Raw genomic sequence first — 14,131 nt, 5'->3', positions numbered from 1 at the left:
TCAGGGGGTGCCTCCAGCGGGGTGCGGGTCCTCGGCGGTGGCCGAGGCGTCGTCGACCGTGCCGTCGGCGGACGGCGCGGGGTGGGCGGGCAGCACGAGGGTGAAGGTGGCGCCGCGGCCGGGCGCGGAGTCCAGTTCCACCCGCCCGCCGTGCGCCGCGGCGATGGCGGCCACGATCGCCAGGCCCAGTCCGGCGCCCTCGCTGCGGCCGCGCCCGGCGGGGCCGCGGGCGAACCGCTCGAACAGCCGGGTCCGGTCGTCGGGGTCGATCCCCGGGCCGCTGTCGGTCACCCGGAACCGCAGCTCGTCCCCGACGAGGCGGCTGCCCAGCACGACCCGGTCGCCCGGGGCGGTGACGTGCACGGCGTTGTCGGCCAGCGCCACCACGGCCTGGGTGACCCGCTGCGGGTCGAGCACGGCGTCCAGCTCGGCGGTCTCCTCGACCACCCAGTCGCGGTCGCCGAGGCGGGCGACCTTGCGGCCCACCTCCGCGGTGAGCGCCGCGACGTCGACGGCGTGCGGCCGGACGAACGCCGGCTGCTCGGCGCGGGCGAGCAGCAGCAGCTCGCCGACGATGCGATTCATCCGGTCCAGCTCGTCGTCGACCAGCGCGACGGTGTCCCGCACGTCGGCGGGGTCGGTGGGGTCGAGCACCTCGAGGTGGCCGCGGACGATGGTGATCGGGGTGCGCAGCTCGTGGCCGGCGTCGTCGAGGAACCGCCGCTGGGCGGCGACCCCGGTCTCGACCCGGTCGAGCATGGCGTTGACCGAGCGGGCCAGGTCGGCGAGCTCGTCGCCGGGGCCGTCGGGGACCTCGATGCGGCCCGACAGGTCGGTCTCGGTGATGCCCTGCGCGGTCTCGGCCACGTCGCGGACCGGGCGCAGGATCCGCCCGGCGACCACCCATGCGCCGCCGGCGGCGGCCAGCGACGTCAGCCCCCCGACGACGAGCATGAGCCGGGCGGTGGAGTCGGCGGCCTCGCGCTCGAGGTCGGCGAAGAACGCGGCGACGACGACACCGCTGCCCGGGGCGCCGTCCAGCGACACGGGGACGGCGACGTAGAGCACCTCGCCGGCACCCGAGGCGTAGCTGCCCGATCGGGACTCCGACACCGACCCCACCAGCGCGGTGAACCGGGCGTCGTCGGACAGCCGCACCGGCGCCTCCACCCGGCTCTGGTAGCGGTAGGCGCCGTCGACGTAGGCGAGGAACTTCTCGTTGGGCCGGGCCTGGTTGTAGGTGAGCACCGCCGAGAGCACGTCGTCGACCGAGCCGAACGCGGCGCCGGTGCGGGGGTCGATGCCGGTGTCGACCAGGCGGCGGAACTCGGCCACCTCGGCCTGCAGCGAGGTGGCCATCCGCTCGTCGGTCGCGGCGACGAGCAGCCGCCAGGTCACCACCACGACCGCGGCGAGGGCGAGCAGCACCAGCAGCAGGACCCAGCCGATGATCCGGGTGCGGGCAGCACGGGGCGCCCACCGTCGCCGGCCCCGGCTGCGGGCGTCAGTCCTCACCGTCGTCGTCAACGTCGTCGGGGTCGTCGGTGTCCCCGTCGTCGTCCGGGCCGTCGTCCCCGCTGTCGTCGTCGTCCTCGTCGTCGTCCTCGGGCGGGGCCGGGGGGACGACGTCGGTGGGGCCCGGCAGCGGCGCGGTCGGCGGGACGACGGACGGCGCGGACGGCGAGGGCACCGCGGTGGGCACCGGCACCGTGATCGGCGCGGGCACCTCGCCGACGCCGGTGGCGGCCGGCCGCAGCGCCGTCCAGCCCAGCACCACGACGGTGACCGCCACGACCACGGCGAGCACCGCGAGCAGGGCGGACCGGGGGCGCACGGACTCAAGCGTCGTGGCGCGCGGTGGCCGCCCGGTGAGACGCCGATGAGAGGTCTCTCATCCGGACGGGTGGATCCGCTCCGGGACGGCGCCCGGGTGGTCGATGACGTGCCCGAGGCGTGCACCGGGCACGCCGTGGGAGGACTGCGTGGGCACCAGCTGGACCGCCGACCGCCGGCTCGTCGCGGTGGGCATGGCCGCGACCGTGGTGGTCGGGTTCGCCGCCGCCGCGGTGGCCGACACCCTCCGCCTGCCCGACGTCGCGGTCGCCGACGACTGGGGGCCCGGCGACGGGCTGAGCCGCTGGGTGCTGGGCACCGCCGACCCCGCCGCGCTGGTGGTCGCCGCGTCGGCCGCACCCGGCGTGGTCAACGCGCAGCCGCTGTTCGACGGCACCGTCCTGGTGGCCACCCGGTCCGCCGACCCGTCGGCGCTGTCCTCGATCCCGGGTGTGGTGTCGGTGGACCCCTCGGTGTCGGCCGAGCTGTCCGCCGACCCCACCGACCCGTACTGGTCCTCCTACGGGTGGAACCTGGAGAACACCGGGAGCAACTTCTCCGGCCAGAGCGGCATCCGGGACGCCGACCTCGACGCCACCGCCGGCTGGGCGTCCAGCACCGGCACCGGCGAGGTCGTCGCGGTGCTCGACTCCGGCTACGACCTCGACCACCCCGACATGGCCGGCGCGCTGTGGAGCAACCCCGCGGAGCCGTGCGGATCGGTGGACACCGACGGCAACGGCCTGGCCGGGGACTGCAACGGGTGGGACTTCACCCGCAACGCACCCATCGTGGACGCGACCGACAGCGGCTCGCACGGCACGTCCGTCAGCGGCGTGATCGCCGCGCGGGCGGGCAACGGCGCGGGCTCGGCCGGCGTGGCCCCCGGCGTCTCGATCATGCCGTTGGTGATCGGCAGCGGGAAGACCGTCGACGTCAACCTCGGCGCCCAGGCCATCCGGTACGCCGCCGACCACGGCGCCACGGTCATCAACGCCTCCTGGGGCGGCCCCACGCTGGTGCCGGCCCTGCAGGCGGCGGTCGCCTACGCCGGGTCGAAGGGCGTGCTGGTCGTCGCCTCGGCCGGCAACGACGCCGTCGACCGCGACGCCGCACCGACCTACCCGGCCTCGCTGCCCGACCCCGCGATCATCTCGGTGGGCAGCTCGACGGCCGCGGACACCCTGTCCTCCTTCTCCGCCTGGGGCGCGACCTCGGTCGACCTGATGGCGCCGGGCACGCTGGTCTTCGCCCCCTGGCCCGACGGCGGGTACCGGCTGGTGAGCGGCACCTCGTTCTCCGCCCCGGAGACCGCCGCTGCGGTCGCGATGTACCGCAGCCTCATGCCCACGGCCACCGCCGCGGAGGTCAAGCAGGCCCTGCTGGCCGACACCGACCCGGTGCCCGCCTTCGCCGGCCGGTCGGTGTCCGGCGGCCGGCTGAGCCTCGACGGCCTCGCCGCGCTGGGCAGCCAGCAGGTCGGCTGGACCTTCACCGGCATGACCGGCGCCCCGGGCGCGCTGAGCCCCTCGCTGACCAGCAGCACGAACCTGCCCGCGGGCGACTACACCGCCGTCCTCGGGCTGGGCATGCGCGTCGGCGGGCAGGTGTACGCGCTGTCGGGCCAGGACCTCGTGGTCGGGGGCAGCACGCGGACCACCGACGACACCGGCACCGTCGCCGTCCCCCTCGGCGCCCGCGGGCCGGGCTCGGGGACGCTGGTGCTCGCGCCGACGACGGCCCTCACCGAGGGCCGCTACGTGCTCACCGTCCAGCTGCTGCAGGACGGCGCCCCACTGGGCCGGGTGTCCGCCGCGCCGCTGACCGTGGCCACCGCACCGGCCCCGACCACCGCGCCCACGACCGGCGCGGGCCCGACGTCCGCCCCGTCGACCGGCGCAGCCCCGACCTCGGGCGGCGCGCCCACCTCGGCGGCGCCCACCTCCGCGGCCCCGACGGCTACCGGGCCGACCAGGACGGCGCCGACGTCGTCCCGGCCGACCGGGTCCGGCCCGACCCGTGCGGCGCCGACGTCGTCCGCCCCCACGTCGTCGGCCCCCACCACTGCCGGCCCGACGACCGCGACGCCCACCAGCTCGGGGCCGTCCACCGCACCCACGGCCGGCCCGACCGGTGCCGGGCCCACGGGCGCCGCCCCGACCACCGGTGCCGGGCCGACGACCGCCGCGCCCACCAGCCGGCCGGTGCCCACCGGCACGACGCCGACGACCACGGCGCCGCGCACCACCGCCTCCCCCACCGGCGCGTCGCCGGTCCCGACGGTTCCGCCGGGCGGGTCGACGGTGTATCCCGGGGTCGGTGACTTCCGGGTGACCTCGGTGCGGCCGAACCGGGTGGACGCCGCCGGTGGCGCCGCGGTGACCGTCGTCGGCACCTTCGCCGAGCAGCCCCGTGTCCTGGTCGGCACGTCGGGGACGGCGACGGTCGTCTCCTGGTCGGCCACCCAGGTGGTCTTCACCGCCCCGGCCCGGGTGCCCGGCACCTACGACCTGCTGCTGTCCACGGCGGGCGGGCTGCGCTCGGCGCTGCCGGCCGCGCTGACCTACACCTCGTCGAGCGGGTCCACCGGCCCGACCTCGGCGCCGAGCTCGACCGCGAGCCCGACGACGAGGCCGGTGCCCACCGCTGCCCCGACGTCGTCCGGCCCGGTCGTGGTGCGGGGGCCGGGCGGTCAGCGACTGGTGCAGACCGCGTTCTTCAGCGGCCTGCCGGCGTCGCTGTGGTCGATGGACTGCTCGTCGTCCTGCACGGGCACCCAGGTCTAGACGCGGCGGGCGGTGACCGCCCGCAGCGGGTCGCCGGGGCCGGGCGGGGTGCGCAGCTCGACGCGCGGCTCGTCGAACCCGCCGGCCCGGCGGACCAGCTCGGCGACCAGCGGGCCGTGCTGCTCGTCGGAGGTGGCCAGCCAGCCGTGGACGGCCTTGGTCGGGAAGCAGCGGTTGGAGAAGGTGATCGCAAGGACGCCGCCGGGGCGCAGCACCCGCGCGGCCTCGGCCAGCACCTCGATCGGCCGGGTCAGGTAGTCGACGGAGACGCAGCAGACCACGGCGTCGACGTCGGCGTCGGGGAGCGGGATGCGCGGGTCGGCATTGAGGTCGTGCACGATGCGCTCGGTGGCGGCCGGGTTGGCGCGCAGCTCGGCGGCGTTCATGCCGAGGACGCCGAGCTCGGCGGGCGGGTGCTCGAAGTGCGAGACCCACGACGACATCAGGTCCAGCGCCCGGCCGGTGATGCCGAGCTCGGTGTACAGGGCGCCGACGGCGGCGATGGCGCGGTCGTCGATGTGGGTGACCAGCCGCTCCGGGGCGTAGAAGACGTCGTCGGGACGGTCGTCGTCGCGGGCGAAGAAGCCGGGCGGGAAACCGTCGTAGAGGTCGCTCGTCACCCGCTGATCCTGCGGTGGTGCAGGGGGCCCCGCCAGGCGTGGTGAGCGCTGCGGTAGTGTTCGGGCACACCTCGCGGGTGTAGTTCAATGGTAGAACATCAGCTTCCCAAGCTGACAGTGCGAGTTCGATTCTCGTCACCCGCTCCACACAAAACCGCAGCTCAGCGGCACGATTCGAAGATCATTCCGGGTTGCTGATCATGGTTAGTCATGACCTAAAACCCCCCTCTGTGACCGCGAGATCCGCGGTGCCACCGAGGTGCTCAAGGACGAGGCGTACCAGGCTAACTTCACCCCCACTTAGGTCATGACTAGGTCACGCCGACAGGCTCCAGGACGCCGTCTGCGGCCCCCAGCCACACCGTCTACGTCACCCCGACGCGGGTGATCGCGACACTGGATAGGCGGGCGTCGATCAAGAAATGACCCGTCCTCGGACCGGCCCACTCTTGGTGCGGCAGAGGGGTGACGCTTCTGGCGCGGAGGATGTCCGCCATGACCGAGACCACCCCTACCTGGGACGGGCATGTGCCCCACGACGGCCACGCGGTCCTGGTCCTGCTCGAGACTGGTCCCGCTACGTCTGGTGGGGCGCCGAGGGGCACACGGACCGGGTGGCCCTTATCGATGGCCGGGTCCTGATCTAGGCAACCGCCGACGACGGCCGCCGTCATGCCCGCGAGGCCGGCTGGGGGCCACAGGTCCGACCGGGCCGAACAACCAAGCGTCGGTCGCGGACACCGTCGATAGTTGCCCGGTTGCACCGCCCCGCGCACCGCTGGACCCTGCGGCCGGCCGAGCTTGTGGAACCTGCAGTAGGAGCCAGTTGCGCGCCGCGCCGGCCCCGACTCGCCCCCAACCGCGTTACAGGCGCACTGTCACCGCAAGCTCACCTTCGCCGACGCCCCACGGCTGGCCGGCGCCGACACCAACGGGCCCCGATGGATGGCCGCCGAGCTGCAGTGCCTCGAGGCAGCACCGACCATCGCATTGCATGCCGTTCGCGCAGCCCTGCGCCTCGGGCGAAGGACGTCACCGGTCTAAACGGCACCGCACCGGCCCTGGCTCACAACTTTGGCCAACCGGACTGCACGCCTTCACGACGGTGACAGTCCTGGTTTCGATGCTCATGACGCTGGTCCTCGCCCAGAACATCGCAAGCTGCCCTCAAGTGGCAGTGGCCGATACCGACGGTCCGTCCGAAGCCAGAGCTACGCCCCTGCTCGAGAAGGACCGACGCCAGACCTCTTCACTCTGGCGGGCCGGCGACCGGGAGATGTGTCCTCCCAGTACGGCGCGTCGACAGCCGTCATGCGTGCGCCCGCGGCGCAACGTCAACTCAGCCTCGGCGACCGCCTATAGGCGGCCCCAACCAGGCCTCGACATTTCCGAAGCCCAGTCAGCACACTGCGCTCCCGTACTTTCGGCCTGCACCACCTTCTAATAGCAGCGTGACCTACGCGGCCTTCGACCAGGCAACGATGACGTGGCTTCGCGCCTCAGGCCTCCAAGGGCATCAACGACAGTTGGTGCAACTGGTCCTGCGAGGCATAGCGGCGGACGCATACACGATGCAGCATGCTTCCTTGTCAGGATCAGTCATGTCGGCAGCATCTCGACTGCAGAGTGCCCTGGCTTCCCATGCTGGTTCCGGCCAACCACGCGGCAGGCTTGTGAGACAGCTAGCAGCGGGCGCCCTCAGGGCCACTGCGCAATTTCTTCAATTGCGACCGAGTGACACCGCTGTACACCAGATCGCAATCATTTGCCATGCGATCCCAATTTCCATCACCAGCTCAGCCAACGAGCAAGCCGCGGCGTCGCTGTTGCAACAACTCGCCGCCGAGAATAGTAAGCTGCCAGCTTCCATCGAGGATCTATTCCATAGCGCATGGATCGCCACCCCCCGCAGCGATCGTCCCGAGCTCATCGATCGCGCCGCCGCCGAGACAGCGTCGCTGATTGCAATCTCCGGCCGCGACTACAGGGAGGCCTCCGGGACGCTCGCGAGGATGACAGTAAGCGGAACACCAACAAGCACCCAAATCTGGCAGTCTTTATTTTCCAAGCCGCAGGAGTTCCGAACAGCTTGCCTCGTTGAAGGCTTGCGTTACCTGGGTGACCTATCCGCGATTGCTCCGGGCTACGAACAGTTTGACCTGATACGCGAGTCGCCGTCAGGGTGGGGACTAGCAAGCGAGCGCCTTCGCAGTTTCGTGGCAACTTTCAGGCCAGAACGTCGACAGGCAGTACTGCTAACGACCAAGGTCACAGCACACGACCGCGTAACAGCAGCGCGGAAGATGCGCCGCGAAGTCTCGGAGCTACTTGATCAGTACATGGCCGGGCATCGCTTGGGAGACTTTCGCCTTCTACCTACGTCGCTGGCGAGCACTCTTGATGGTCGCAGTACGCAGGAAGTAGGTGACCGGGGCCGCAGTATTACAAGAGCCTCCCCCCTCACGCCCTCGTGGCCGACCCAGTTGCGTCCCGCGCTACGGATGGCTCACCTCGCGAGGTCTACTGATGCCCCGATGACGCGGGGTGCGCTGGGCTGGGTCGCGTTGGAAACCCTTGGACTAAGCAGCGAGACTCATGCTGAACCCCTGGCCCGACTACTCGCACTTCAAGCCGTTCGACAGCAATTCATCGACGCGCATCAGGCGCTTAGACAATCCGTTAAGACGCATCTTGCGATCAATGCGACGGCCTCCACGCGAGCAGCCCGCAAGCTCGAGACTTTTCAGCAATCGAGCGATGGGCGTCCTCCACGCGAGGCAGAAGGGGCCCGCCGCTTGCGTCAAGTCTTGTCCAGGCTCACGTCTGAAGCGATCGACGCTAATGCCGTGCAGCGCGAGGAAGGTTTCACTCTCAGTTATGGCCGCAGATCACTCGACGACTATGCAAGAATTGATCCCACGAACGCAACGCTTGAGGGCGTTAGCTCATGGATCCAGATCCTATCTGCAGCCGAGCCCGGCGACTCGGGGGGGCTAATCATGGCTCGCTCGGGTGTGGAAGATCTATGCAATCTGATGCAAGGACTCGAGTCCTACGACGTAAGCACTTGCAAGGCCTATGCCCAGAATCCGAGAGTTCTTGCCGATCGACTCTCGACCCTGAAGGAGCGCTATTGGTACACGCTGGACTGGATGTACGCATCGAGGAATCTCGCATTGCATGCGGGCGTTCAGTCTCTTGAGGGCGATGAAGCCATGCTGTCAGTGGCCGCTATGGGTGTTGTGGACACGACTCTCGAAGTTCTCGGAAACTGGTTCAGGCATCTCGCAACACATCCAGCAACACCTGATGCTACGTACTCAGCATTGGATGCAGTAACTGATCTTGCAGCAAGATTCGATGTTGTTATCACAGGCTTGAATAGTCCGACCCGAGTGGCGCGTCTGGACATCGCCGAGTTGACCAGCCCCCGGTCCTCTGTTTGGAAGAACGAGTCGTGGATTTGAAGTCCTAGAAGTCCCGGCCGACAAGGCCGCCAGTCTCAGTGTCCAAGATCGTGCGAATAATTCCGTCCTTGAACCAGTCCTCCTGCAAGACTTCATCAGGAATATCATTGCTGTTGATGGTGCAAATATACTGCCCCCCCGACACCTCCACCATCTCCTGCGCGAATCGCAAGGCCCCTGCCCGCTGCCTTGGGTCTACGCCGTCAAAAACGGAAGAGTCGTGGACAAGAAAATCTGGGTGGTGTTCGGTCACCGTTCCCTCTTCAAGCATTGTGAGGTCAAAGCAGAATAGGACCATTCGGTCCACTCCAGTGCTTCCCGCACCGGTGGCCCGGATGGAAAATCTATAGCCGCCGTCGTCTACGGACACAGTGAGGGCAGCGTCCTTTCCGTAGAGGCGGCTCATTTTGTTACTAAAACGAGCGCTAATTCGGTCCAACTTGGTCCGCGATCCGGCGAGTTCGCGCGTCGCATCGTTGCGGCGCGTCGACTGCTCAAGCTTGAGTTCCTCGCGACGTGCAAGCAGTTCACGGGCCTGTTCGATCTGCAAATCAAGGGCAGCGAGTCGCCCCTGAGCTTCACTAAGCTCTTCCCGCATCGCGTTCAGCTCATCGAGCGCTCCGCCAGCATCCAGGGTCCGCAGGGTGCTATCGCGCTGAGAGTCCAGGCGCGTGAGTTCGACGGACCGCTCAGCAATGCGTCGATCGAGAGTGTCAATCTCGGTGCGAATGAATAACCGCCGGTTTGCAATGAGAGTCGCATGGAAGGCCCGGACGTCGCCGATTTGTCGCTTGAAACCATCGGCCAGTACTGCTCCAGCCGCGTCAAAGATTGCCTCGATTGGCAGCGCGCTGGCTGCGGAACTTTCCGTGTCGACGAGGGATCCAACGTAAAGCTCGCGCATTCTGCGGTCCACCAAGGCTTGATCTCGTAGGCGCGAGATCTGCGCAGTTATTTCATCGGCTCGCGCCACTAGCGAGTTGGGATCCTCCAGCACCCGGAACCCGGCGACGCGCTGCTGCCAGTGCTCCACCTCATTGCTGACAGCGGCGCGTTCCATGACTAGCTCTTCTTCTGGCCGCAGGGTAGCCACCAGGCCCTCCTGCGTCGCGGCAGCGATGGCCTTGATCTGGTCTAGCCCCTTCTTGACCGCCGCAAGCTCGCGGACGACCTGCCAGTCCAGTCCGAGCAGGAATGCGACGTGCTGGCGGCTGCTCGTTGCACCCTGCTGCGCGATGACTTTTAGTGGGTCCTTAGGCGTCTCGGATCGGATGACGTAGGACAGCAGGGTTCGCACCGAGATGCCGCCGGCTACCTCTTGAGCGTCGGGTTCTAGCCGAAACAGTGCGAGTCCGAGCAGGTCCTTCCAGTCGTGTAGAGCGATTTTCCCCTCAGTCAGATAGGGGGAGATGACATCACGAGCTGTCCCGTCCGCCAGCAGGGTCAACTTTCGCCCGGCGGCCAGCCCACGTGTGGCAGCCACCGTTCCGCCGAACATCTCGAGAGTGAGGGTGACTTCCCAGCCGTCGTCAGCCAGCGGCCGCAGGCTGGGGTGAAGATTTCCGGCGAGGACATAGTTGATTAGCATGAGCATGGTGGACTTCCCGCGCGCGTTGCGGCTGTCCTGGTCAGTCGAGCCCTGGGCGCGGTCCGCAATAATTGCGTTGAAGCCCGGCTTGAAGTCGACCGGCTGGAATTCGTCTCGGTTGGCGCTTAGTCGGATAAACACTAGCTGCGCCCCACGATCTTTTCTTCATAGTCCAGTACTCCAGCGCCATATAGCAGCGTAAGCGCCGCAGCGAACGAATCGTAGGTCGATAAGGACGCAATCTGTCGGTGCTCCACATAAAGTTGACCGACGCTGAGGCTGCGATGGTCAAGTAGCGACAGCAAGGCCGCAGCCTCCCCGACGATGGTGCGTTCGGGAGGGGTGAACTTGTCCGGGAAAATCTCACTCACGTTCGAATATCTCGCAAATCTCGAACAGGTAGGCGACCACCGATAGTGCAGCAGCATGAATTTCTGGGGTGTCGCGAGGACCGGCGTTATCGATCGCCGTTTGGACCAGGTAGTCGAAGACGCCGTCGGGTTCTAGGCCTTCGGCCAGTGCTGCGAAATAGTCACTCTTGAACCGTGCAACGAGGCGGCGCCCGAACCCCGGCTGAATCGTGGAATGCTGGAATTCGATGAACTGCGCAACTCGGGCCGCTTGGGACAGGCCGTCGGTTATGCGCTGCACCGATGTCAATCCGAGTCCGTTCAGCTGGATTTTGTCCTGCAAAGGCAGCGCCCGCTCGATACCCATCTTTTGAGGCGGCGGAGGGGCGTTTGAAATCACCGTGCAGACCACTTCTAATTCCACGTAGCTGACGGTTCCTAGTGCGCTGCGGACCGCCCGGTCGACGGCTTGCTCATGTCTGCGCTTCGCAGTAAGAAGTAACTCGCGCGTGTGGTGCTCGAGCTGCGAATCGATCGCGTCATGGTGTGGGCCGCAGAGATAGATCAGATTGTCGGCGGACCCACGCTCCTGCGCCGTCATAGATTCGTCGTAGCGCGGCCCACCGGGGCTCGCGGCGGCAATATGAGCAACCTTGCCCGTCGCCTTCGGCCGATCCCCCGAATTTTTCGGGCTGATCGTCAGGACAACGCCACAGTCCGGGTATGCGCACTTGTTGCCGCTACGTGAGATGACAACCTTCTCCTGCGCCGGCGGAACTCGGTCACGCACGGAGGACGGAGCCACCTTGGATACCTTAGTGGACCTGTTGCGCCCCCACCCGTGGTGCCACGCAGGGCGAGGAAGTAGCTCGGTTGCCGCGGACGAGCAGAGTCGATGTCCGCGGGCTCGTCAGTAGCTCGGTGCAAACCCGCCTTGCGCGCCATTGGGCGGTTCAGCGACGCCCGCGTAGCACCACGGGTCTACGACTCCACAGGTTGAGGAGGCCGGTCAGCTCTGGACGGGAAGTCCGTCGCTGATCGAGAATCAATTGAACACAGCTCAGGTCCCTTGGGCTCACGATTGATCTAGGTGAGCCGCAGCCCTCTTGCTGCAGCCCGTGGGCGTGAGTTGAAGCGAACGTACGCCGCCCGACTTCCGGGCAGCCTCCGGCCGCGCTGGATTGCTGAAGGCCGCAGGCCCCAGGTGCCGCCGCATCGAGGTCCGCCCCCCGGCCACACGGTCCTCGGCGCCGCCACCGGCCAACGAACGAGTCAACTCAGGCATCGCGCTGCACATCTTCTCAAGCAGCCAAGCGGAAGAGCGGACACACCTCATGCATTCGGGGTGCCAGCCACTCGTCGTGACACCTTCAAGTCCCGGCGCGCGCCTGCTGGTGACGTGTCGAGTCCCTATGCCCGCCGTCAGCAAGAACGTCGCCGCCAGAAGGAGCGACAGCGTCGGGTCGAGAAGACTGGGCACCCGCCCACGGGCGCAGCGACTACCGCGAGCTCGACCGGCGCGGAGCACCCCTCGGCAGAGCACCGCCGCGCGGCCGCCACGGAGTGCGGGTGGTGCCTCGGCCCGCTCCAGCCCAAGCCGCGTGGCCCGGTGCCCAAGTGGTGCTCGGCATCCTGTCGGCAACGGGCCTGGGAGCAACGACGAGCAGCCGCATCGGGGCTCAGCGCCATCGAGGTCGTCGAACGCGTCGTCGAAGTCCCGGCCCCGCCGTCGTCGGCCCCGCCCACGCCGCGGAACCAGGAGTGGCGCGCGATCCTCCGCGAGCTCACGCGGCAGCTGGACAGCGGTCTGGTCTACGACCGGCATGTGGTCGGCATCGGTGTCGAGGTCAGCAAGCTCCGCCAGGCACTGCGCCGACGAGGCGCCTGGGGTGACGGCGGCAGCTCCGTGTCACCCCACATCTCCCGCGCATCCCGGCAGTCCAACTGGTGACAGGTCATCGCTTCTGATCCCACCTGTTGCCACCGGACGGGCCACCGTCCCCCGTGACCGCTCTGCACGGGTCCGCCTGCCGGGGAGACACGATGCCCACCTCGAACAACCGGACCACTGACCGCCTCCACGACATCGACAGTGCCGCCGCCTACCTGCGGTGCGGCCGGCGCCTGGTGTACCGGCTGGTCGCCGAGCGCCGGCTCACCCACACGAAGGCCGGACGTTCCCTGCGTTTCTGGCAGTCCGACCTCGACGCTTACCTCGACGCCGGGACCGTGCGCTCGGTGGGCCCGTCCTCCACCGCGGTCTGACGGCCGGCCGCGATGGCGTCCCGCGCCTCCTTCGGCGCCATCGACAAGATGGCGTCGGGCAAGTGGCGGGCCCGCTGCACTGGGCCTGACGGCAAGCGCCGGTCGGCCACCTTCCCCACCAAGGCCGACGCCCGCGTGTGGCTCGCCACGCAGCAGACCGACGCCGTCCGCCGGATGTGGCGGGCACCCGAGGGCGCCCGCCGCACGGTCGACGAGTTCGCCGCGGACTACCTGAAGCGTCAGGACCTCCGCGACTCGACACGGGTGCTCTACGCCAACCTGTGGCGGCTGCACCTCGCCGATCGCTGGACCGGCGTCGAGGTCGGCGACGTCACCCCGGCGATGGTTCGGAGCTGGCACGCCTCCGCGGCCGCGACGACCGGGCCGGCCGTGCTCGCGCAGAGCTACCGCCTACTGCGCGCCGTCCTGGGTGTCGCCGTCGTCGACGACGCCATCCCGGCCAACCCGTGCAAGCTGCGCGGGGCGTCCACCCCGAAGGCGGCCCGCCCCTCCCGGGCCCTGACCGCCGCCGAGGCCACCGCCGTCGCCGACCACCTCGCCCAGTCGACCCGCACCGAGCGGTACAGCGCGCTGGTCCAGGTCCTCACCTTCGCCGGGCTCCGGTTCGGCGAGGCAGCCGCGCTGCGCCGGTCCGACGTCCTGGACGGCGGGGAGCGGCTGCGGATCGAGCGGGCCGTCCGGTACTACGACGGGCGCTGGGTGGTCGGCGAACCCAAGACCGAGGCCGGCCACCGCACAGTCGCCCTGCCCACCAGCGTCCGCATCGCACTGCTCCGGCACATGGACAAGTACGTGCCCAACACACCCGACGCCCTGGTCTTCGGCACCCGCAGCGGCGGGTTCCTCAGCGTCGCCAACTTCGGCAAGACCTTTCGCCGGGCGGCCGATGCCGTCGGGCTCGGGCCGGTCCGGCTGCACGAGCTGCGGCACACCGGCGCCACGCTCGCCGCGGCGGCCGGGGCGAGCACCAAGGAGCTGATGCGCCGGCTCGGCCACGCCAGCCCGGACGCCGCACTGATCTACCAGCACGCCAACGACGAACGCGACGCGGAGATCGCCCGGGCGCTCGAGGTGCGCATCCGGCCTCCGCAGCCGCCGCCCCCGATGTCGCGTCGACCCCGCCCCACGCACCGACCTGGACCAAGGCGTTAGGTCATTTCTAGGTCACGACCGGGGTGACAAGTGAAAACAGGCCCCTTGA

10 protein-coding genes and 1 tRNA gene are annotated in these 14,131 nt (G+C 68.9%); 5 read left to right on the top strand and 6 right to left on the bottom strand.

Features of this window, described 5'->3' with window-relative positions:
* Both BLT39_RS06190 and BLT39_RS06185 read right to left on the bottom strand, forming a co-directional pair.
* Positions 1–1,515: a sensor histidine kinase gene (locus BLT39_RS06190; protein WP_091060546.1), complete on the bottom strand. Its 1,515-nt coding sequence runs from the start codon at positions 1,513–1,515 to the stop codon at positions 1–3.
* Positions 1,505–1,834, bottom strand: a complete 330-nt coding sequence (locus tag BLT39_RS06185) for a hypothetical protein (protein ID WP_091060542.1) — start codon at positions 1,832–1,834, stop codon at positions 1,505–1,507. Before BLT39_RS06185 ends, BLT39_RS06190 begins: the two co-directional genes overlap by 11 nt.
* A gap of 148 nt (positions 1,835–1,982) precedes the next feature.
* On the opposite strand from BLT39_RS06185, the gene BLT39_RS06180 reads away from it, so the two are divergent.
* Positions 1,983–4,619, top strand: coding sequence for a S8 family serine peptidase (locus BLT39_RS06180; protein ID WP_165640174.1), 2,637 nt, complete (start codon positions 1,983–1,985; stop codon positions 4,617–4,619).
* Here BLT39_RS06180 and BLT39_RS06175 read toward each other — a convergent pair.
* Positions 4,616–5,239 (bottom strand): methyltransferase domain-containing protein, encoded by a 624-nt coding sequence (locus BLT39_RS06175; protein ID WP_091060537.1) that lies wholly within the window; start codon positions 5,237–5,239, stop codon positions 4,616–4,618. The genes BLT39_RS06180 and BLT39_RS06175 overlap by 4 nt on opposite strands.
* Positions 5,240–5,312: 73 nt before the next feature.
* On the opposite strand from BLT39_RS06175, the gene BLT39_RS06170 reads away from it, so the two are divergent.
* Both BLT39_RS06170 and BLT39_RS22025 read left to right on the top strand, forming a co-directional pair.
* Positions 5,313–5,386: transfer RNA gene (locus tag BLT39_RS06170), tRNA-Gly, on the top strand.
* Between the two features lie 1,304 nt (positions 5,387–6,690).
* On the top strand, positions 6,691–8,706 hold the full coding sequence (locus BLT39_RS22025) for a hypothetical protein (protein ID WP_131801417.1): 2,016 nt from the start codon (positions 6,691–6,693) through the stop codon (positions 8,704–8,706).
* Between the two features lie 4 nt (positions 8,707–8,710).
* On the opposite strand, the gene BLT39_RS06165 is transcribed toward BLT39_RS22025, so the two are convergent.
* From BLT39_RS06165 to BLT39_RS06155, 3 genes are read right to left on the bottom strand one after another with little or no spacing between them, the layout of a single operon-like run.
* Positions 8,711–10,435: a DUF2326 domain-containing protein gene (locus BLT39_RS06165; RefSeq protein ID WP_091060534.1), complete on the bottom strand. Its 1,725-nt coding sequence runs from the start codon at positions 10,433–10,435 to the stop codon at positions 8,711–8,713.
* A complete protein-coding gene (locus tag BLT39_RS06160) occupies positions 10,435–10,665 on the bottom strand; it encodes an ABC-three component system middle component 6 (protein ID WP_091060529.1) in 231 nt (76 codons plus the stop codon). Before BLT39_RS06160 ends, BLT39_RS06165 begins: the two co-directional genes overlap by 1 nt.
* The gene (locus BLT39_RS06155; protein WP_131801416.1) at positions 10,658–11,449 is read right to left on the bottom strand and encodes an ABC-three component system protein; all 792 of its coding nucleotides are present in this window, start codon (positions 11,447–11,449) and stop codon (positions 10,658–10,660) included. The genes BLT39_RS06160 and BLT39_RS06155 overlap by 8 nt, the downstream gene beginning before the upstream one ends.
* 1,238 nt (positions 11,450–12,687) lie before the next feature.
* On the opposite strand from BLT39_RS06155, the gene BLT39_RS06150 reads away from it, so the two are divergent.
* Positions 12,688–12,909, top strand: coding sequence for an excisionase family DNA-binding protein (locus BLT39_RS06150; protein ID WP_091060523.1), 222 nt, complete (start codon positions 12,688–12,690; stop codon positions 12,907–12,909).
* Positions 12,910–12,921: 12 nt separating this feature from the next.
* Positions 12,922–14,082: a site-specific integrase gene (locus BLT39_RS06145; RefSeq protein ID WP_091060520.1), complete on the top strand. Its 1,161-nt coding sequence runs from the start codon at positions 12,922–12,924 to the stop codon at positions 14,080–14,082.
* Positions 14,083–14,131: the final 49 nt, after the last annotated feature.

The organism is Klenkia brasiliensis (genome assembly GCF_900100695.1).
Taxonomy (GTDB): Bacteria; Actinomycetota; Actinomycetes; order Mycobacteriales; family Geodermatophilaceae; genus Klenkia; species Klenkia brasiliensis.
The sequence above is the reverse complement of the archived record's forward strand: the minus strand, read 5'-3'. Positions and strand labels throughout refer to the sequence as shown.